At 57.2% G+C, this 18839-nt stretch carries 16 protein-coding genes; 6 read left to right on the plus strand and 10 right to left on the minus strand.

Annotated elements, in window-relative coordinates:
• Window positions 1-85: 85 nt before the first annotated feature.
• From KCG46_RS04275 to KCG46_RS04290, 4 genes are all read right to left on the minus strand, one after another.
• On the minus strand, window positions 86-790 hold the full coding sequence (locus KCG46_RS04275; protein WP_218404069.1) for an EF-hand domain-containing protein: 705 nt from the start codon (window positions 788-790) through the stop codon (window positions 86-88).
• A gap of 288 nt (window positions 791-1078) precedes the next feature.
• Window positions 1079-1474, minus strand: coding sequence for a cupin (locus tag KCG46_RS04280; protein WP_218404070.1), 396 nt, complete (start codon window positions 1472-1474; stop codon window positions 1079-1081).
• Window positions 1471-1854 (minus strand): VOC family protein, encoded by a 384-nt coding sequence (locus tag KCG46_RS04285; protein ID WP_218404071.1) that lies wholly within the window; start codon window positions 1852-1854, stop codon window positions 1471-1473. Before KCG46_RS04285 ends, KCG46_RS04280 begins: the two co-directional genes overlap by 4 nt.
• Before the next feature lie 85 nt (window positions 1855-1939).
• Entirely contained in the window at window positions 1940-3757 is a 1818-nt protein-coding gene (locus KCG46_RS04290) for an aminopeptidase P family protein (RefSeq protein ID WP_218404072.1), read from the minus strand.
• A 133-nt stretch (window positions 3758-3890) separates the two neighbouring features.
• Between KCG46_RS04290 and KCG46_RS04295 the strand changes: the two genes are divergently transcribed.
• The 4 genes from KCG46_RS04295 to KCG46_RS04310 all read left to right on the plus strand — a co-directional run bounded on the left by KCG46_RS04295 (window position 3891) and on the right by KCG46_RS04310 (window position 9121).
• A complete protein-coding gene (locus tag KCG46_RS04295; RefSeq protein ID WP_218405297.1) occupies window positions 3891-6101 on the plus strand; it encodes a S9 family peptidase in 2211 nt (736 codons plus the stop codon).
• The gene (locus tag KCG46_RS04300; RefSeq protein ID WP_218404073.1) at window positions 6098-6493 is read left to right on the plus strand and encodes an acyl-CoA thioesterase; all 396 of its coding nucleotides are present in this window, start codon (window positions 6098-6100) and stop codon (window positions 6491-6493) included. The genes KCG46_RS04295 and KCG46_RS04300 overlap by 4 nt, the downstream gene beginning before the upstream one ends.
• A 124-nt stretch (window positions 6494-6617) precedes the next feature.
• Window positions 6618-7970 carry a porin gene (locus KCG46_RS04305; RefSeq protein WP_218404074.1) on the plus strand — a complete coding sequence of 451 codons (1353 nt, stop codon included), beginning with the start codon at window positions 6618-6620 and terminating at the stop codon, window positions 7968-7970.
• Window positions 7971-8053: 83 nt separating this feature from the next.
• Window positions 8054-9121 (plus strand): substrate-binding domain-containing protein, encoded by a 1068-nt coding sequence (locus tag KCG46_RS04310; protein ID WP_218404075.1) that lies wholly within the window; start codon window positions 8054-8056, stop codon window positions 9119-9121.
• Window positions 9122-9138: 17 nt separating this feature from the next.
• Here the strand turns inward: KCG46_RS04310 and KCG46_RS04315 are convergent, their stop codons facing one another.
• The 5 genes from KCG46_RS04315 to KCG46_RS04335 form a co-directional block, all read right to left on the minus strand.
• A complete protein-coding gene (locus KCG46_RS04315) occupies window positions 9139-10083 on the minus strand; it encodes a sugar-transfer associated ATP-grasp domain-containing protein (RefSeq protein WP_218404076.1) in 945 nt (314 codons plus the stop codon).
• A complete protein-coding gene (locus tag KCG46_RS04320) occupies window positions 10076-11014 on the minus strand; it encodes a 7TM domain-containing protein (RefSeq protein ID WP_218404077.1) in 939 nt (312 codons plus the stop codon). Before KCG46_RS04320 ends, KCG46_RS04315 begins: the two co-directional genes overlap by 8 nt.
• 139 nt (window positions 11015-11153) lie before the next feature.
• On the minus strand, window positions 11154-12089 hold the full coding sequence (locus KCG46_RS04325) for a BamA/TamA family outer membrane protein (RefSeq protein ID WP_218404078.1): 936 nt from the start codon (window positions 12087-12089) through the stop codon (window positions 11154-11156).
• Between the two features lie 181 nt (window positions 12090-12270).
• Window positions 12271-14667: a DNA translocase FtsK gene (locus KCG46_RS04330; RefSeq protein WP_218404079.1), complete on the minus strand. Its 2397-nt coding sequence runs from the start codon at window positions 14665-14667 to the stop codon at window positions 12271-12273.
• Window positions 14668-14728: 61 nt separating this feature from the next.
• Complete coding sequence (locus KCG46_RS04335) at window positions 14729-15304, minus strand: thiamine phosphate synthase (protein WP_369410163.1); 576 nt, start codon at window positions 15302-15304, stop codon at window positions 14729-14731.
• Between KCG46_RS04335 and KCG46_RS04340 the strand changes: the two genes are divergently transcribed.
• Both KCG46_RS04340 and KCG46_RS04345 read left to right on the plus strand, forming a co-directional pair.
• Window positions 15288-15953 (plus strand): YggS family pyridoxal phosphate-dependent enzyme, encoded by a 666-nt coding sequence (locus KCG46_RS04340; protein WP_218404080.1) that lies wholly within the window; start codon window positions 15288-15290, stop codon window positions 15951-15953. The genes KCG46_RS04335 and KCG46_RS04340 overlap by 17 nt on opposite strands.
• Window positions 15946-16401 (plus strand): hypothetical protein, encoded by a 456-nt coding sequence (locus KCG46_RS04345; RefSeq protein ID WP_218404081.1) that lies wholly within the window; start codon window positions 15946-15948, stop codon window positions 16399-16401. The genes KCG46_RS04340 and KCG46_RS04345 overlap by 8 nt, the downstream gene beginning before the upstream one ends.
• 57 nt (window positions 16402-16458) lie before the next feature.
• On the opposite strand, the gene KCG46_RS04350 is transcribed toward KCG46_RS04345, so the two are convergent.
• Complete coding sequence (locus tag KCG46_RS04350; protein WP_218404082.1) at window positions 16459-18783, minus strand: TonB-dependent receptor; 2325 nt, start codon at window positions 18781-18783, stop codon at window positions 16459-16461.
• Window positions 18784-18839 lie beyond the last annotated feature (56 nt).

Below are 18839 nucleotides of genomic sequence, written 5' to 3' on the forward strand. Positions count from 1 at the left end.
CTGTGAGGATATCTCATGAATGCAAAACGGCCCGGCTTGCAACCCGTGAGGGGTTTCGAGCCGGGCCGGATCATATGATAGTGGTTTACGACTGACCGCGCTTGCCGCGTCGCTCGCCGCGCTTTCCGCGACGCTCTTTCTTTGCGGCTTTGGCTGCTTCACGCTCTTCTGCGGTGATTGTGCCCGATCCGTCTGTATCGACCTTTGCGAAGCGCGCTTCAATTGCCGCATCGAATTCAGCGCGACTTACACTTTTGTCGCCATTTGCGTCAGCCCGGCGCAGCATGCGCATCGCACCTTTGCCGCCGCGGCCACCACGGCGCATCTCGCCGCGCTTTCCGCGTCGCTCACCGCGAGCTTGATTGCGCTTTTCTTTACCAGCGTCGAGTTCTGCCTGTGACAACGCACCGTTGCCGTCAGTGTCGAGACGCTCCATGCGTTTTGCCTGACGCTGCGCGCGGCGTTCTTCTCGTTTTGCGTCACGTGCCTCGCGAGCGGCAGTCATTTCGGCTGAGCTAAGTTCGCCATCGCCATTGGTATCGGCGACTGCGAAACGCTCAGCGCGCTTTGCTTCGCGGTCTTCGCGGTTGATCACGCCGTCGGCGTTGGCGTCCATCTTCGTGAAGCGCTCGCCTGCATGGGCTTTGGTTTCGGCAAGGGTGATGATGCCGTCAGCGTTAGCATCCGCTGCCATCGGGCCGCGCTTACCGCCGTGGTGATCGGCCAAAGCAGCGCCCGCGCCGCCAACGGCTAAAACAACTGCTGCTATCCCAAGAGTAATCTTTTTCATTATCGTTCTCCAAAATCGTGTTCTCATTGCGAGAGCTGCGATGAGCCGCTGGCGTGATGCGGCAACCTAGGGGAAAGTCGCCGGCACATCAGAGGTTCAGGGGAGAGTGCCGCCTTGGCGAACTCACCGCAACTCATGAAACCTGTTCTAGAGGGTCAGTGTCGCAGGATTATCCCGGATCAGCAGGAAAGTGTCGCGCATTGTATCAGGCAAGGCCGCCCATTCAGGTGGGCGCAATTTACGGCGCTACTTCATTCATTTAGGTGCAAGAATATGGCCGACTGCGTGCTATCGTGGGCGGTGCTCTGTCCCTTCGCCAGCCGTGATGAAAATTCCAGTGGCGCTCTCTTCGACATCCGCAATATGCCAAACACCGGGCGGGTTGATTGCATATTCGCCCGCGGAAAGCGCGATCTGTGCGCGCGAACCATCCGGGTATTCCTGTGTCAAAACCATCGCACCATGGGTGCAGATGACGACTTCTGCCCCCCTTGGATGCATCTCCCAACTGTCCCATCCTTCGGTGAAAGTGTGCTGTGAGACCAGGCGCCCTTCCGGACCGTCATTTCCATGGCGTGCGCCATAGCCTGCATACCAGCCCATTCCGTCAAAAGGAGGCTGGGGTTCGGCAGTGGCGCCGAGCCCCAGATGTATAAAGGCATCGCTTAACTTATGAGCCGTCATGATGAAGGCTGAACCATGCAGAATACGTTGAGTTTGTTGCCATCCGGATCGCGGAAATAACCTGCATAGAAACCATCATCGCCGCGCGGGCCGGGTGCGCCTTCATCGGCTCCCCCATGCGCTATGGCTGTGTCGTAAACGGCTTGGACTTTCTCGGGGCCGTCAACTTGCAGTGCGACCATCGTGCCGTTGCCGACCGTGGCCTCTTTTTCGTCAAAGGGCTGTGTCGCGGCAACGCCGGGCGCACCGCCCATTTCGCCCCACGCGATGAAGGTATCGAACTCCATCATCCGCCCGACGCCGAATTGCTCGGCAATCGCATCATAAAACTTCGCCGCGCGCGGCAAGTCATTGGTTCCAAGGGTTACATAGCCGATCATGTGCGTGTTCTCCCGCTGCGAGGCACCCGATTGCGACTCGCGAAAAAAGAACATTAATAGAACAAAGGTCGGGCGGCAAGCGCGCTTAAAGTGGAGCACACTCCTGATCGAGCCACGCGAGATCATCGCCTGAGAGCTGCGGCGCGACGATTTCATGCACGCGGGTGTGATAGGCATTGAGCCACGCGATCTCGCTTTCGGTCAGCAGGCTCTTATCGATCAATGCCCGGTCTAGCGGCACAAAGGTAAGCGTTTCAAAACCGAGATATGTGCCCTCTTGGCCCGCAATTTGCTGCTCGACGGTCAGAACCAGATTTTCGATCCGGATGCCGAACTCGCCGGCTTTGTAATAGCCAGGCTCATTCGACAGGATCATGCCAGCGAACAATTCCTGACCGGTGCCGGCTTGTCCGCCACTTGGCTTGGCAATGCGCTGCGGGCCCTCGTGCACGCCTAGGAAGCTTCCAACACCGTGACCGGTGCCGTGTGCGTAATCAACACCCGCTTCCCAAAGATACTGCCGCGCGAGAGCATCGATTTGTCCACCATTTGTCCCCTGAGGGAAGCACGCACGGTCGATCTGAATGTGGCCTTTTAGGACGCGGGTGAAGCGGTCTTTCATTTCGGCGCTTGGCGCAGCCGAGTGATCGGGTGAGTTGATCCAGACGGTGCGGGTTATGTCTGTCGTACCTGCCGGATATTGTCCGCCGCTGTCGACCAGATAAATCGAGCCTGCGGGGATAGGGATGTTGGTCTCTTCATCCACTTTGTAATGAGGCAGTGCGGCGTGGCCGGATGCAGCGCTGATCGTGTCGAACGACGTGTCGCGCAAATCGCCATGCTCTCGGCGGAACCCTTCGAGTTTTGCCGCAGCGGTCAGCTCGTCAATCTCGCCCGATGGCGCATTCACCTCCAACCAGCGCAGGAACCGGCTGACGGCTGCGCCATCGCGTTCCTGCGCGTCGCGGTGGCCCTGCTGTTCGGCAGGGTTCTTGATCGCTTTGGCAAGGATGGTCGGGTCTTGCTTGAAGACAAAATTGGCCCCGCCTGCGCGCAAGCCCTGCGCAATGCCGACCACACCGAAATCTGGATCGACGCTGACACGTTTGCTCGAGAATTCACCGAGCGCGGTTGTAAATTGATCGCGGTCACGGATTGAAACCGCATTGCCCAGATGCTGGGACAGTTCGGGAGTTATCTTCTCCGGTGCCAAAAACAGCTCTGCGCGGCCATCCTTATGCGCAATGACATAAGAATGCGCGACCGGCGTGTGTTCGACATCGCTGCCGCGAATGTTGAGGAGCCAAGCGATGGAATCGAGCGCCGGGACGACGACTGCGTCGAGGTCATTCTCCGTCAGCCAGTCGGCCACAGCGGAGCGCTTATCCGACGATGAACGGCCCGAAAGCGCATCATCATGGATGATCGCGACTGCATCGGAAGGCGCAGGCTGGTCGGCCCAAACGGCGTCAATCGGATTGCTGTCTGCTGGAACAAGGCTCACACCTTTTGGCTCGACCTCAGCCTCCAGCGCCTCAACCCAGTTCCACGTATGGAGCCACGGATCATAAGCAATCTTCGCGCCGTCGCCCGCTTTTTCGGCGAGCCATTCGCCAAGGCTGTCGTCAGGAATGCTGCGATACTCAAACAGGTTCTTATCGACCTGATCCTGCACCTGCACGGTATAACGCCCATCGACGAAGATCGCCGCGTGATCGAGCGTGACTGCTGCAAATCCAGCCGATCCGCCAAAGCCTGTCAGCCAGTTCAGCCGCTGCGCATAATCGCCGACATATTCGCTCATATGCTCATCGGAAATCGGGATGACGAAACCGTTCAGCTCACGGCGTTTGAGCTCTTCGCGAAGGGCTTTCAATCGGGCTTCGTGGGTCTGCATCAGCATGGCGGCTTTATCCTTAGGTCAGTGCGCCTGCGCAGTGCTTGCCGCGCGGCTTTGTTTGTATATGACACGCAACATAGAGAGGAACGGCCGCGCTTTCCAGCAAAGCGGCAGTTTCAAAGGAGCAACCACCCCGATGAACACTCCCCTGATCGCTTCCGCATCGCTCGCCGCGCTTATCGCGCTCGGCTCTGTGGGCGCCGCCAACGCAACCGAGAACACATCCAATCAAGAGGAAAACAGCCCAGTGACACAAGAGGCACCCACCTCTCCGCCAACCGCTGAAAAGCGCCCGCATACATACACCCATCATGGTATTACGATCTCTGACCCGTATGATTGGCTGTACGACAAATCTTATCCCGTCGTGGATGACGAGGATGTTCTCGATTACGTAAAAGCGGAAAATGCGTGGTTCGAAGCGCAAATGGCCCCTCAGGCCGAGCTGACCGAAGCGCTGTTTCAGGAAATGCGCGCCCGGATAAAGGAAGACGACAGCTCTGTGCCTCAGCGTATGGGCGAATACGTGTACTGGTCCGAGTTCGAAGAGGGCTCGCAATACCGCAAGCATTATCGCAGACCGGTTGATGCTCTTGAAACGGATAAGCCGGAATTGATCCTTGATCAAAACACGCTGGCCGAAGGACTTGAGTATTTCCGCCTCGGCGCGCTGTCGATCAGCAAGAACGGCCGCTTCATGGCCTATGCGACCGACACGAACGGATCAGAGCGTTACACGGCGCGGATCAAGGATCTGCAGACCGGTGAGCTTCTCGCTGATGAGCTGACAAACCTGCGCGGCGGCCTTACATGGGTCGCGAATGACACCGCGATTGTTTACGGTCCCTCGACCGAGGAATGGCGCACGCTTGAGGCGAAATTGCACGTGATTGGCACTGCTCAGGCCGATGATGTTTCGCTTTATAAGGAAGATGACGAAAGCTTCAGCGTCGGTGCCGGACTATCCGTGCAAGACGACTATCTCATCATTGCAACCGGCGATAATGAGACGAGCGAAGTCCGCTTTGTATCGGCGGACAATCCAACTGGCGAACTGACGCTGGTGAAAGCCCGCCAAAAGGGTGTCGAATACAGCGTCGATATCCGCACCGGGTCCAATGGGGCAGAAATGTTCGTCTGGACGAATGACGATCACATCAATTTCCGCCTTGCCAAATCTTCGCTTGATGCGCCCGGCAATTGGGAAACTGTGCTTGCGGGCTCGGACGAGTTTTATCTCACCAGTTTTGACCTGTTCAAAGATTTCTTCGTAACCGAAGGACGTCTGAACGGCCTCGATCAGGTGCAGATCCGCCAATATGACGCGCCAAGCGCGGTCAGCTCAATCGAGTTTCCTGAAGCGAGCTATGATGCGGGCCTTTCCAACAATCCCGAATATGATCAGACCAAACTGCGCCTGTCATACGAGAGTATGATCACGCCCGACACGGTGTTCGATTATGACGTCGCATCGCGCTCGCTTGAGACGCTGAAGCAACAGGAAATCCCAAGCGGCTATGACGCGTCGCTTTACACGACCGAGCGCACTGAAATTCAGGCGCGCGATGGAACCATGGTTCCTGTCAGCATCGTTATGCGGAAAGACCGCCCCGCTGGCGGCCCGCTGCATCTCTATGCCTACGGCGCGTACGGCTACGCCGTGCCTCCGGGCTTTTCGACCACGCGCCTTAGCCTAGTTGATCGCGGCTTTGCCTATGCTATCGCGCATATTCGCGGCGGTGATGATCTGGGTCGGCGTTGGTATCTACAGGGCAAAATGTATGAGCGTACCAACACGTTCAACGATTTCGTCGATGTCGGACGCGGCCTGATTGCCAAAGGCTACACCGCAGAAGGTAAAGTGACCGCAAGCGGCGGCTCTGCTGGCGGCGAATTGATGGGGGCGATCGTCAACGAAGACCCCTCGCAATACGGCGCCATCGTTAGCCACGTTCCGTTCGTCGATGTGCTCAACACGATGCTCAACGATAAATTGCCGCTGACACCCGGCGAATGGCAGGAATGGGGGAACCCTATCGAGAGCAAGCAGGCGTTCGCTTATATCCTCTCTTATTCGCCATACGATCAGGTCAGTGCACAGGATTACCCGCCAATGCTGGTCACCGCCGGTCTCAACGATCCGCGTGTGACCTATTGGGAGCCTGCCAAATGGGTCGCGAAGCTGCGCGAGTACAAGACCGACGACAATGTGCTGCTGATGAAGACGAATATGGGCGCAGGACACGGCGGCAAATCCGGGCGGTGGAACTCGCTTTATGAAACCGCCGAGGAATTCGCTTTTATCCTGTGGCAGATGGGGATGACCGAGGAAGCAGATAGCGAGTGAGCAACCGCTTCACCAAACCCTTCACCGCCGCGCCGGAGCACATTGACGAGCTTGGCCACGTCAACAATTCTGTCTGGGTGCAATGGATTCAAGATTTGGCGACCGCGCATTGGGACACGGTTGCCGATCCTGCGCACCGCGAACAGTTCTTTTGGGTCGTGATCCGGCACGAGATTGACTATCGTGGCAATATTGCAGCGGGCGAAGTGGCTCATGGTGAGACGTGGATTCCCGATGCCGCTCGAGGGGCAAAATCTGTGCGGCATGTCGAGTTTACAGACGCTGAAGGCAAGCGGTTGGTATCTGCGCAAACCACATGGGCGATGTTGGATCGGGCAACCGGGCGGCTGGCGCGGGTAAGGCCCGAAGTGCTCGCGCCGTTTCAGGCGTAACGGATGCGATTACGCGTCGTGTGACAATTACTTTTCCACTGTCACAGAAACGAAACGCTCCAGTCACCTAGGTGTAGCAATACTGTCATAAAGGCATGCCGTTCGGCTATGAATGGGACGGAAAATGACACGCAAAGTTTCATATTTGTTATCGGCGGGGCTGCTCGCTGCGGCCGCGGTACCGGCGACTGCGCAAGAGGAAGACGCACTCTTGCAAGAGCTTGCCAAGATGCGGGCAGAGATGGCGCAGATGGCCGCGCGTGTGGAGACACTCGAAAGCGAATTGGCCGAGACGAAGGCGCAGGCAGAGACAAATGCCGCAAATGTGCAGACAGTCGCCGTGGCTGAGCCAGCCAGTGATACCTCGATCGAGTTCAAAGGCACCCCGCAGATTACAAGCGAAGGTGGCTGGAGCTTCAAGCCGCGCGGCCGTCTGCAATATGATGCCGGTGTGGTCGATGCGCCCGATTCAACAGGGCGCGAAGATGGTTTCGGCAATGATGTCCGCCGCGCCCGTCTTGGCGTGTCGGGCGACATTCCTGGCGGCTTTGGCTACAAATTCGAAGTCGATGTTGCGAACAGCGATCTTATTGTCACAGACGCGATCATCTCTTACGAAACCGGCAACGTCGATGTTCAGGTCGGCCAATTCAACAATTTCCAGGGGCTAGAAGAGCTGACCAGCAGCTTGCACACCTCCTTTATCGAGCGGGCGGCATTTACCGATGCGTTCGGCTTCATCCGCCGGGTCGGCGTTGGCGTAACTTACGGCGAAGGTGATGTCCTCGTCCAAGGCGGCGTGTTCACCGATAATATGGACCGGCTATCGAACCAGAATTGGAGCGCCAATGGGCGCGCCGTGTACATGCCAAAATTCGGCGATACACAACTGCACCTTGGCGGATCGGTTCACTACCGTTCGTACGAAGACGGGAACACCGTCCGCTATCGTCAGCGCCCTCTGGTGGGCTTCACCAGTGAACGGTTCATCAACACAGGCAATCTGGGCGCGGAAAGCGAAACCGGTTTTGGTGTTGAAGGTGCGATGATCGCTGGCCCATTCCATGCGGCAGTCGAAGGTCGCTGGCAGAATCTCGATATGCCTCTTGGCATGGACACTTCCAACTTCTTCGGCGGCTATGCCGAGGTCGGCTATTTCCTGACCAAAGGCGATACGCGCGGGTACAAGGGCGGCAAATTTGACCGTACAAAGCCTGCCAATCCGGTTGGCGAAGGCGGTATGGGCTCGCTCCAGCTGAACCTGCGTTATGATCGGCTCGATCTGAATGATGGTACTATTATCGGCGGAACTCAGGATGGCTATTTCGCCTCGCTGGTGTGGAAGCCGACTGACTACACGATGCTGCTCGCGAATTACGGGCGGCTTGAATACGGGGACGCCGTGTTCCCGACAGCGACGGGCAGCCGCGATTACGGTGCCGATGTCTTTGCTGTGCGCGCGCAAATCGACTTCTGATCGGCCGCGAATAGCGCTCTGTCACTACAACGTCACATGATCGACATACTCGCTCGATCAGACCAATCCTGAAGGATGAAATCATGAAATCGACTACCACTATCGCAATGGCCCTGATGGCATCTGTTTCGCTCGTCGCTTGCGATTCCGCGTCAGGCGGCGGCTCGCGCGACTCGATCCGGGCTGTCGGCTCTTCGACTGTTTTCCCATTTGCGAAACAGGTTGCTGAAAGCTTCGCCCGCTCGAACCCTGAGTTCAATTCACCGCTGATCGAATCGACCGGCACCGGCGGCGGCATCCAGTTGTTCTGCAGCAAAGAAGGTGCGGATTCGCCTGACATGGCGAACGCATCGCGCCGCATGAAGGTCTCTGAATTTGAAAGCTGCCTTGAAAACGGCGTTCAGGATGTGATCGAACTTCAAGTTGGCCTGGACGGTATCGCTTTCGCCTCGGCCCAAGAAGGTATCCAGCTGAACCTGACGCCGAAGATCGTTTACGAGGCGCTGGCCGCCAATCCTTACGGCGGTGAGCAAACCAACAAAACGTGGGCCGATGTTGATCCGTCGCTGCCTGCTGAACCGATCCTCGTTTACGGTCCGCCGAGCACTTCGGGTACACGTGACGCTTTGAAAGAGCTCGTCCTCGAAGCCGGTTGTGACAGCAACCCAGACATGAAAGCTCTTAAAGAGCAGGATGAAGACAAGCATCAGGCGGTCTGCACCGAAGTTCGTTCGGACGGCGCATATGTGGACCAAGGCGAGCAGGATAACCTGATCGTTCAGAAAATTCAGGGCAACCCACTGTCTATTGGCGTGTTCGGGTTCTCTTACCTCGAGGAAAACTCGGACAAGGTAAAAGGTCTGCCGATGAACAATGTTCAGCCCACCTATGAGAACATCTCGAACTTCTCATATCCGGGTGCCCGTCCGCTGTATGTCTATGTGAAGAAAGCGCATATGGGCGCGATCCCGGGCCTCGATCTTTACCTGCAAGAATGGGTGAAGAACTGGAACCCTGACGGTTCGCTCGCTGGCATCGGACTTGTCGCATCGCCGGAAGACGAGCGCGCCATGAACGAAAAGCGTGTGAATGATCAGATCACTCTCACTATGGCTGATCTCACCGGCGAAGCAGTTGCCGAGAGCGAATAACCGGATTGAGGCGAGGGCTACTTAAAGTCTTCGCCCAGCCGCGCCATCTGGGCCTTTAGCCCTAGCTGGCAGATGTTCTGGATCTCGATCCCCGGGTGGGCGTTCACTTCGATGATCAACGGTCCGTCATTCTTGTCGAGCACAATGTCGGACCCGCTATAGCCAAGGCCAATAGCGGGTCCGCATTTGCCGGCCAGTTCCAGAACACGGTCCCAGCCGGGGACCTGATATCCGATTAACTTGGTACCTGTATCAGGGTGATGCGTGATGACTTCGCCTCTAACCAATGCACGCGTGATCTGTCCGGTGACCAGATCAACACCGGCGCCGATCGCGCGTTGGTGCAGGTTTGCTTTACCGTCAGATGCGTTCGTCGGCAGCCGCAGCATGGCCATGATTGGTTCGTCATGCAGGCAGATGACCCTGAGATCGGGAAGGCCTTCGGGCACGAGATCGGCCAGTGTGGGGTCGGCGATAATCAGCGGTTCGATCAAAGCCGCATCCTCGCTGACCGTGTCGCCTGAAAATCCGCCGTCTACGACTTTTTGAATGTGGTGCATCACGTCCGTTTCGGTAAGCGGAGAGCCGGACCCTTTGTACCAGGTGTCCCCCTCTCGCCGGACAGAAAGCACAATGCCATCGCCTTGCGACCCACGGGCAGGCTTGATCGCCCAAGCATCAGGCATATCGCGCAGCGGTTTGAATGCGTTCAGCTTTTGGTGATCATCGATCACCGCAATTGTGCCAGTGCAGGCAATTCCGGCTGCTTCCAAAGCGACCTTTGCGGCGACCTTGTCCCGAGCACGCTCAATGGCGCTGCGCGGATTGTATTTCGCGATCAGCGCATTGCGCATGTTGATGCCAAGGATCTCATCGAGCGAACCGAACGGCGCGGGCTCCATGCCGTGCCCTACTTTGCGCCCGTCACCCTTGCGCCAGATGCTGCTTAGATTTTCAAACATCTTCGGGTGACCCGATTACCCATGTCTTGTTCACTGGCAGCTTTGCAGATGTGCCGAAACGAGCCGCAAACTGCGCCTCGCTATTCGGTACTGTCGGTGGTTCGGACTGCGCGCTGTTGGCCTGTGCCCCGCCGGGCGGAGGCGCTCGCTCATTCATTGCGATCGGTATGCTTTCGGGCACGCCCTCTGGCTGTTCGGGGACATCCGGCTCTGCTGAAATCCGCCGTGTATCAGGAGCTCCCGAGCGCCTGTCTTCCTCCACCCCTTCGGGCAGTTCGGCATTCTTCGCGACCCGCCGCCGCTCAAGCCAGATCGGTGCAAACCGGTGAATCTCTGACAGGCGAAGCCCTCGGTATCGGCCAAGAATGGCAATCGCGAGACCGGTGAAGGCTGGCATAAGCAGCGGTGACCACTCGATCAGCATCAGCGCAATGTGCGAAACCATTACAAACTGGATCACAACAGAGATCATGAATGTATTGAACGCCTGCCACGCCGCTTCTTTTGCGCCGTCCTTTTCCCATTGGCGCCACCAGCGTTCCACGACGAGCGCACAAACGATCACGGGGAATGCATCGACCTGCAATTTGGTGTCCAAGAGGCCTTGCAACGCGACAAGGACCAGCACGATGGCAGAGATAAGGGTGCCGAGAAAGCCGACCCGCGTCATGCGCAGTTTCAGCAAAGTCGGGGTCATAAGCATTCCGGCCAGCACCGATGACCCTAGCACGACAGGCCCCATGATCGGGCCGATCTGGAGGAACGCCAACGCGATCAACATTGGTGTGAACAGACCAAATGCTTTCACGCCGACAAAGCTACGGGCGAGCACCACCAGAAACGCGCCCAGCGGCAGAACCATCAGCAAGTTTGATGGCTTCAGACCCCAGATAGCCTGAGAGGTTGCCTGATCGCCGAATGACGAAGGCATAGCAAAAAAGGTCTCTGTATTAGAGAGACCGAGTGCAACCAGCACCGCGAGCGCAAGGCCCACGCCCAGACCGATATAAAAGGGGCGCCTGACCTGAGGGGTCGCGCGATCCCGTATCCGCCTGATTTTAGTGATCAGATCAGAATACATACCCTACCGATAGAGTTAGCCTGTACCCCTCGCGTTCGCGAACGGGTTCATTGCTGTCAGAGAAAATATACTTGGCTTCCGCCTCGACACGCCATTTGTCGGGCCACCAAAGAAGCTCGACTTCGGGCACGAACAGCGTGTCATTGCGCTGCGTGCCGGTGTCTGTGAGCCGGCCATCAAACCGTGTGTTCAGGAACTGGATTGCCGGGCGAACACGCAAATCGGGCGTGATCGGTTGGGTGTAGGAAACGCTCGCTGATTGCCGCTCATAGCCGCGCTGCGGATCATCGGAATTGATGGATTCCGCTCGCAGGTCGAATGTCAGATAATTGTAACGGCCGAACCGGTGGCGGTATTGCGCATCGAAACGCGGACCTTCGCCGCGCGTATCCTCATCGAGGCCATTGTCATAGCTGCGATCCCGCCATGTGCCCCGAACGCGAAAACGGTGAGTGCGTTCTGGCTCGTAAGTGAGCGCGACTGAGCCTTGAAGCTCATCAGTGTTGCTGGATTCAGCGGTTACAAAGTCATCGTAGTGACGGGCGCGAGCCTCGATTTCCCATTCTTTGTTGAGATCTTGCTGCACGCGCGCCGTGAAACGGTCACGCGCGCTATCACTGCGACCTTCGCCGAGGCGGAGAACCTCGATCCGGTCCGCTTCGATACGAAAGCGTGTGTTGTCATCTTCCAGACCGACGCCAACTTGTGCGCGCAAAGTGAATGCATCGCCGTCCACGACCAATTGCTCGTCGCGGGTCGTGCTTTCCGCGCTGATGAAAGAGAACTCGACACGGGCATACGGATCAAGCTGCCAATCATCTTTATCCTGTGCACTCGCCGGCGCGTGAGCAAGCCCGGCGCTCATCATAGCGATCACGCTGATCACCGCAGCGCAGATACGATTCAAGGCATTCCAATATGTCATATGCGTGTGAATACGCAGGGAGAATTTAGAAATTCCTAACCTTGATCTTAAACCACGAAAAACGTTGTAACGGGCCAAGTCTGCCCTTTGTGAGAACGCGACAGCGCGCCGAGGTCGTTAACTTCGAATTCGTGGAAATTGCATGGCGCGGAAAGTCAAATTTAAACGCTATTTCAATGTGTTAAAGCGGATTTCCGTCCTGATCACGGAAAATCTCGCGCCGGCCGACATGGTTTGCGGGGCCGACGAGCCCTTCGCTTTCCATCCGTTCGATCCATTTCGCTGCGGTGTTGTAACCGACGCCCATTTGGCGCTGGAGCCATGAACCAGACGCTTTCTGGTTCTCGATCACGATCTGGCAGGCCTGACGATATTTACGCTCATCCGGGTTATCCGATGCGGTCAGATCATCTTCAAAATTGAGGCCCCCGCCATCGGCTGGCTCCTCGGTAACGGCCTCGATATATTCAGGCGATCCCTGCGCACGCCAGAAATCGGCGACTGCTTCAACTTCTTCATCGCTGACAAACGGGCCGTGCACACGCACCATCGCGCCGGTGTTCGGCTTGTACAGCATGTCACCTTTTCCCAGCAGCTGCTCGGCGCCTTGCTCACCCAGAATGGTGCGGCTGTCGATCCGGCTGGTAACCTTAAAGCTGATCCGCGTTGGCAGGTTGGCTTTGATCACGCCGGTAATAACATCGACCGAAGGGCGCTGTGTCGCCATAATCAAGTGGATGCCGGCCGCACGCGATTTCTGGCTGAGCCGCTGGATCAGGACTTCGATTTCCTTGCCTACAGTTACCATCAAATCGGCGAGTTCATCGACGATCAGGACAATCTGCGGCAGCGGCTGATAATCGAGCTGCTCTTCTTCATACAATTGTTCGCCGGTATCAGGGTCAAAACCGGTCTGGACACGGCGACCGAGCGGCTTGCCTTTGGCAGCAGCAGTGCGAATTTTCTCGTTAAAACTGTGAATGTTACGCGAATTGATCGAGCTCATCATGCGGTAACGACGTTCCATCTCCTCAACCGCCCATTTTAGCGCCCGAACAGATTTATGCGGCTCCGTCACCACCGGTGAAAGAAGGTGCGGAATATCATCGTAGCTCTTCAGCTCGAGCACCTTGGGATCGATCAGGATCAAACGGCATTCTGCAGGTGTGAAATGATACAGCAGCGAAAGCAGGATGCAGTTGAGACCAACCGACTTACCCGAACCGGTTGTACCCGCCACAAGCAGGTGAGGCATGGCGGCCAGATCGGCGATGATCGGTTCGCCTGCAATGTCCTTACCCAAGATGATCGGCAGGCTGCCTTTGTTTTCGGCAAAATCGGCACACGCGGCGAGCTCTTTGAGCATGACCATTTGGCGGTCGGTGTTCGGAAGCTCGATCCCCATCACTGTTTTGCCGGGAATGGGCGACACACGGGCGGAAATGGCCGACATGTTGCGTGCGATATCTTCGGCAAGTCCGACCACGCGGCTGGCTTTGATACCCGGTGCCGGTTCCAGCTCATACATAGTCACAACCGGACCAGTGCGAACGGCGGTGATTTCACCCTTTACGTTGAAATCATCGAGCACATTCTCGAGCAGTCGCGCGTTGCGTTCCAACGCCAGTTTATCCAGTTTTGGCCCCAAATCTTCCGGCGGTTCGGCCAGCAAGTCCAAGCTTGGCAAATTGTAGGTCGCGAACATGTCGCCCTGATTTTGCTTTGCCGGGGCTGCCTTTTTGGGCGGAGCAGAGGGATCGGTAATTTCAGGGGCGCGGCGCGGAGCCGGCTCTGGTCGCTCAGGCGCGATGACCTTGGCCGTCCTGCGCGCTTTGGTTGCGGGGGCCTCCGTTTCTTCTTCTTCGACGAATGTCAGGCGCGGCTCTCCGCTCCCACGAAGAAACGGGATACGCGACAGAATTGAGCTCCCAATCGTGCTCTCACTGATGAATTTCGGCAGTGTAAGGAGCGCGCGCCAGTCGATCGCGAAAACCCGCGTGATCAGAATGACACCGCCTGCGAGGCAGGCAACCAAAGCACCGAGCGTGATCCAGCCCGAAGCGCCGCCGCCAAAGCGGCCGGAAACCGCCTCAATTGCAGAGGAGCCAAGCAGGCCGGAAACACCGCCGAGCTGCGCCGGAAGCGTACCGCCCGGCGCGTCGAATGTCAGCGACAGGAATGTCGAGAGAAGCACCATTGCGATCAAAAGCAAGCCCACTGGAAACCACCAGCGGGTTGTTTCCGGTTCATCGCCATTCTCGACATCGCGCCACAATTTGCGGGCGGAGATGTAGAGCAATGGCAGCAGCAATACCGCGGGAAGGCCAAATACAAACAGCACCCTATCAGCGAGCCATGCCCCTGTCAGACCCATCCAGTTGCCGACCTGATCAGCAGAAGCGGCGGTCGACGGGCTTGGGTCAGTCTGCGTGTAGCTGGCGAGTGACAACGCGAGGAAAACCATCGTGCCAATCAGCACAGCAGCGCCAGTCATCTGCGCCGCGCGGCGGAAGCTGCGGCGCAATCCTGCGCGCCAGTCTGCGGTGGTTTTTCGTGTGTTGATAGCGCGGCTCGCCATGGGTTGCTCCTACTGGAACACACCATGAATCCTTGGCGAGTCCGGGTCAAGCCGCGTGCGACTAACTGAGGCCGTCAATTGCGGCCCAATGCGGCCAATCAAGGGCCAACGCCCGCTGCGAATCCATGCCGCCTAGAGCGATCACAGGCGCTTTGGAATGCTTCGCTAGCAGTCGAAACCGAGCAGCGCCGAGTACTTTGCCGCCATGATGCGAGTTTGTACGGAATATTGGTGAGATCAAAACTGCATCTGAACCAAATTGGTTCGACAGAGCTATTTCTCGCATACTGTGAGCTGTGGCCAGATGCAGAAGCCCGCGGCGCCTTGGATACAGTGTGCGCGGTGCTCCATAGATACCGTCTGCGCGCCACTCTGTCGCTGTCAGCGCGCTGTCAGCCAAGACTACGGTGTGGCCGCAAGCGCGCGCAATCCGACGCAGCGCGACATATCTGGCGAACCTGTCACGTTCCGCCAAGTGATAATGCCGATAGATAAAGCCTGATCCACGCGGAAGCCGCCGCAACGCGGCTTCAAGCACCGCATCGTTGCGGGCATCGGAAATCAACCATATTGCAGGGAGGGATTGGTCTTGCGGCACGAGGGCCTTATAGCGCGCAACCATGGAAAGTGCAGCCACCCGTCTCGCCGAAGTCGAAGCCAATATCGCGCGCATGTGCAAACCTGCGCGCCGCGAGTTCGAAGACATCACTCTGATCGCAGTCAGCAAAACGCATCCTGTGAAAAAAATAACACCGTTGCTGGAGGCCGGGCACCGTGTTTTTGGCGAGAACCGCGTTCAGGAAGCGCAGGAGAAATGGCCGACTCTTCGCGAACAATATCCGGACACGCAATTGCACCTGATCGGGCAATTGCAGTCCAATAAGGCCGAAGAAGCGGTTGAATTGTTCGACTATATCCATGCCCTCGACCGGCCTAGCCTTCTGAAAGCGCTGGCAAAGGCAATGGACAAGACGGGCAAGCGAGTGCCGTGCTTCGTACAGGTGAATATCGGGGATGAGGATCAGAAGGGCGGCTGCCCAATCAAAGAACTGCCCGAATTCCTTGGCAAAGTTTGCGAGGTGAACATTCCGATCGCAGGGCTTATGTGCCTGCCCCCGGCAGGTATTGAACCCGCGCCTTTCTTCGCATTTCTGGAGAAGCTGGCGCTCGACAACGGTGTTGAGGGCCTCTCAATGGGTATGAGCGGGGATTATGAAACCGCTGTCCGGCTTGGCGCGACACACATCCGGGTTGGCACAGCTTTGTTCGGCGCACGCGGTGACTGAACCACTCGATAGATTTGAAAGCGACTGGATTCCGCGCCTGAATTCCGGTGCAAAGACCATGTTCAAGCACGCATCACCGCCACCTGCGATGGGTCTGCATTCCGCAATCGCGGACACGTTTGTCGCGGAGCTCGGCTATGACAGCATCGGGTTCAATTGGGAGTTGCTCGATGCGGCGGCAGGTTCCGCCAGTTCTCGCGCGGCAATTGGCGAAATTACGTCTGCGATAGCTAAGGACATCTCGAACCCGTCAAAGGACTGGCTCGGCGAAGCGGCAGGTCGGCAATGCGCAGCGGACCTCCTAAACGCTTTTGATGCGAACAGCCTGACCGTCGTATCGAACCGCTACGACGGTCTCTGGAACCCTATCTCTGGCGCTTTGGTCGAGTGGGGTTTCGTGTGTTTTGATGATGCCAACATTGCGCTCTTACTGATCACAGAGGCATAAAAAGGGGCGCGCCCAAGCCGGACGCGCCCCTTTTTAAATTCACTTCGCTTGCCCGAATTAGAACTCAAACAGAGCTTCGATACCGACCTGACGGCCTTTGCTGAGCGGCGAGAATGTGCCCGCTGCTGGCGCTGGATCGAACGGACGGTTTACACCGTTGCTGAGCGGACCACCGAACGGGATCTGGGTGTCACCGCCGACCTGAACCTGGTCCAACAGGTTGCGACCGTAAACGGAGAACGACAGGCCATCCATCGGGGTATTCCAAGTGACGTTTGCTTCGAGGTTGCTGACATCCTGAACAAAACCGAAGTTGTTGTCGGTGTACGCGAATTCGTCGCGGTACTGATAGTTGATCCGGGTCAGGATTTCGCTGTCACCCAGGAACAGTTCGTGGATAATGCCCATGCCCCAAGTCACTTCCGGCACACGCGGCAGACGCAGCGCCAGATCGGTGTCATTGATGACGCCGTCGCCAGAAATGTCGAACAGGATCTCGTCGTAGCTGTCATCGATGAAGCCGATGTTGGCCGTAACGAGGAACGTGTCCGTAACGCGCATGCGCGCTTCGGCTTCTACGCCGAAGATCGACGCGTCGGCTGTGTTGAAGATAGACTGAGCAACACCGGCAGTTGCCGATGACTGGTTCACTTCACGCTGCATGTCCTGAATTTCAGTGATATATGCAGCAACGTTCAGAGTAAGCGCGCCGTCAACGGTCTGGAATTTACCGCCGATTTCATAGTTGTCGACTTGCTCTTCGCCGAACGACAATGAACCACCCGGAGCAAACGCAATCGCTTCGAACGCGTTCGCGTTGGTGATGCGGAAGTTGTATCCGCCCGAACGGTAACCACGGGTCCAGTGGGCATACACTTGGCTGTCGTTGAATTCGTACTGAAGGCCGGCTTTTGGCGACCAGTTTGTGAAACGAACACTGTCGGTAAAGCCGTTGTTCTCGGTCGGGATGAGCGAGTTCACTCCGGTGGTCGGGCAGGTACCATCAACAACCGAACACGCTACGCGCGGACGAATGTAAGTGATCTCTGCATCCTTGGTCTCTTGGCTCCAGCGGATGCCGCCGATGATCGACAGGCTATCAGTCAGGTTGAACTGACCGCTAGCAAACGCGCCGAGAACTTCATGATCCTGACGACCGCCACCATAGAATGTCAGAGGCGAGAGCGGAGGAAGGTTGCGCACTTCGGTGTAGGCCAGCGACTGGTCGAAGTAGAAGCCGCCGACAGTCAGATCGAAGGCATCGGTCGAAATCGCATAACGCAGCTCGTTCGAAATTTGATCCTGCTCGGTTTCGGTGTTCGAGTGGAACAGGAATAGCGTGGTTGCATCGATATCGGCATCTGTGGTCGCCGAATATTCGCGGTAGCCAAAGATGTTGGTCAGCGTGCCCGGGCCGATATCAAATTCGGCAGTCAATGAAGCGTTGATCGTTTCGTTGGCGTAGGCGCCGCGATTATCGATGGCGAGATCGAACGTGTCACGCTCGAAAATACCGCGGTTTTGCGCGGCAGGGCCGTCACCTTCACTGTCGAAATAGTCGATCTTACCGGTGAGGGTCAGATCGCCGAGACGCGCTTCGAGTGCGCCGCGAAGAATATATGTTTCCGCCGCGCCTTGGTTCGAACCGTCGAACAGGTTGGTGAAGTAACCCTGGTCATTGTTGTAGTAAGCGCCAACTTTGAAAAGCAGCGTGTCTTCGATGATTGGGCCGGAAACCACGCCGCTGGCGGTGTAGTTTGCGCCACCGCGTCCGCCATCAATCGGGCCATCGACAGCAGCGCGGAATTTGCCGCGGAAATCTTCGGTCGGGTTGCCGGTGTTGATGAGCACCGCGCCGCCGGTTACGTTACGACCGAACAGCACACCCTGTGGCCCGCGAAGGATTTCGACGCTATCGAGGTCAAACAGGTCGAACACGACGCCGCCATTGGTGCCGAGGTAAACGCCATCGACGAATACGCCGACGGTCGGATCAATCGATGGAATCGACGAGTTGATGCCGAGACCGCGAATCGAGAAGTTGGCTTGACCGCGACTGGTGCCGATCTGGTCGAGCGAAACGTTTGGTGCCGAATAGGTCAGACCTTGGACATCGCGAACCTTGAGAGCTTCGAGCGTATCAGCGTTGAATGCGGTGACTGCGAGTGGCACGTCTTGCACATTTTCAGCGTTCTGGGTTTTGGTGCCGGTCACAACGATATTGCCAATATTGGCAAGGGTTCCGCGTTCTTCGGTGGTCTCTTCGTCGCTCTCGGCAGTGTCTTGTGCCTGAGCTGCGACAGGAAATGCGGCTGCGGTGCAAAGCAGAAGGGCTGCTTTGGTAAGCGCGGGAACGCGCTTTACGGGGGTACGGAAGTTCATGTTACATCTCTCCATGACGTAGGGGCCGCCGCGTTTACCGATCAGTTCGCAAATTG

Source organism: Erythrobacter crassostreae (assembly GCF_019204045.1).
Taxonomy (GTDB): domain Bacteria; phylum Pseudomonadota; class Alphaproteobacteria; order Sphingomonadales; family Sphingomonadaceae; genus Erythrobacter; species Erythrobacter crassostreae.

What these genes read in the sequence shown, in the direction of transcription:
- KCG46_RS04275 (WP_218404069.1), bottom strand. Translation starts at nt 790, where the DNA reads ATGAAAAAGATTACTCTTGGGATAGCAGCAGTTGTTTTAGCCGTTGGC.
- KCG46_RS04280 (WP_218404070.1), bottom strand. Translation starts at nt 1,474, where the DNA reads ATGACGGCTCATAAGTTAAGCGATGCCTTTATACATCTGGGGCTCGGC.
- KCG46_RS04285 (WP_218404071.1), bottom strand. Translation starts at nt 1,854, where the DNA reads ATGATCGGCTATGTAACCCTTGGAACCAATGACTTGCCGCGCGCGGCG.
- KCG46_RS04290 (WP_218404072.1), bottom strand. Translation starts at nt 3,757, where the DNA reads ATGCTGATGCAGACCCACGAAGCCCGATTGAAAGCCCTTCGCGAAGAG.
- KCG46_RS04295 (WP_218405297.1), top strand. Translation starts at nt 3,891, where the DNA reads ATGAACACTCCCCTGATCGCTTCCGCATCGCTCGCCGCGCTTATCGCG.
- KCG46_RS04305 (WP_218404074.1), top strand. Translation starts at nt 6,618, where the DNA reads ATGACACGCAAAGTTTCATATTTGTTATCGGCGGGGCTGCTCGCTGCG.
- KCG46_RS04310 (WP_218404075.1), top strand. Translation starts at nt 8,054, where the DNA reads ATGAAATCGACTACCACTATCGCAATGGCCCTGATGGCATCTGTTTCG.
- KCG46_RS04315 (WP_218404076.1), bottom strand. Translation starts at nt 10,083, where the DNA reads ATGTTTGAAAATCTAAGCAGCATCTGGCGCAAGGGTGACGGGCGCAAA.
- KCG46_RS04320 (WP_218404077.1), bottom strand. Translation starts at nt 11,014, where the DNA reads ATGCCTTCGTCATTCGGCGATCAGGCAACCTCTCAGGCTATCTGGGGT.
- KCG46_RS04325 (WP_218404078.1), bottom strand. Translation starts at nt 12,089, where the DNA reads ATGACATATTGGAATGCCTTGAATCGTATCTGCGCTGCGGTGATCAGC.
- KCG46_RS04330 (WP_218404079.1), bottom strand. Translation starts at nt 14,667, where the DNA reads ATGGCGAGCCGCGCTATCAACACACGAAAAACCACCGCAGACTGGCGC.
- KCG46_RS04340 (WP_218404080.1), top strand. Translation starts at nt 15,288, where the DNA reads ATGGAAAGTGCAGCCACCCGTCTCGCCGAAGTCGAAGCCAATATCGCG.
- KCG46_RS04350 (WP_218404082.1), bottom strand. Translation starts at nt 18,783, where the DNA reads ATGAACTTCCGTACCCCCGTAAAGCGCGTTCCCGCGCTTACCAAAGCA.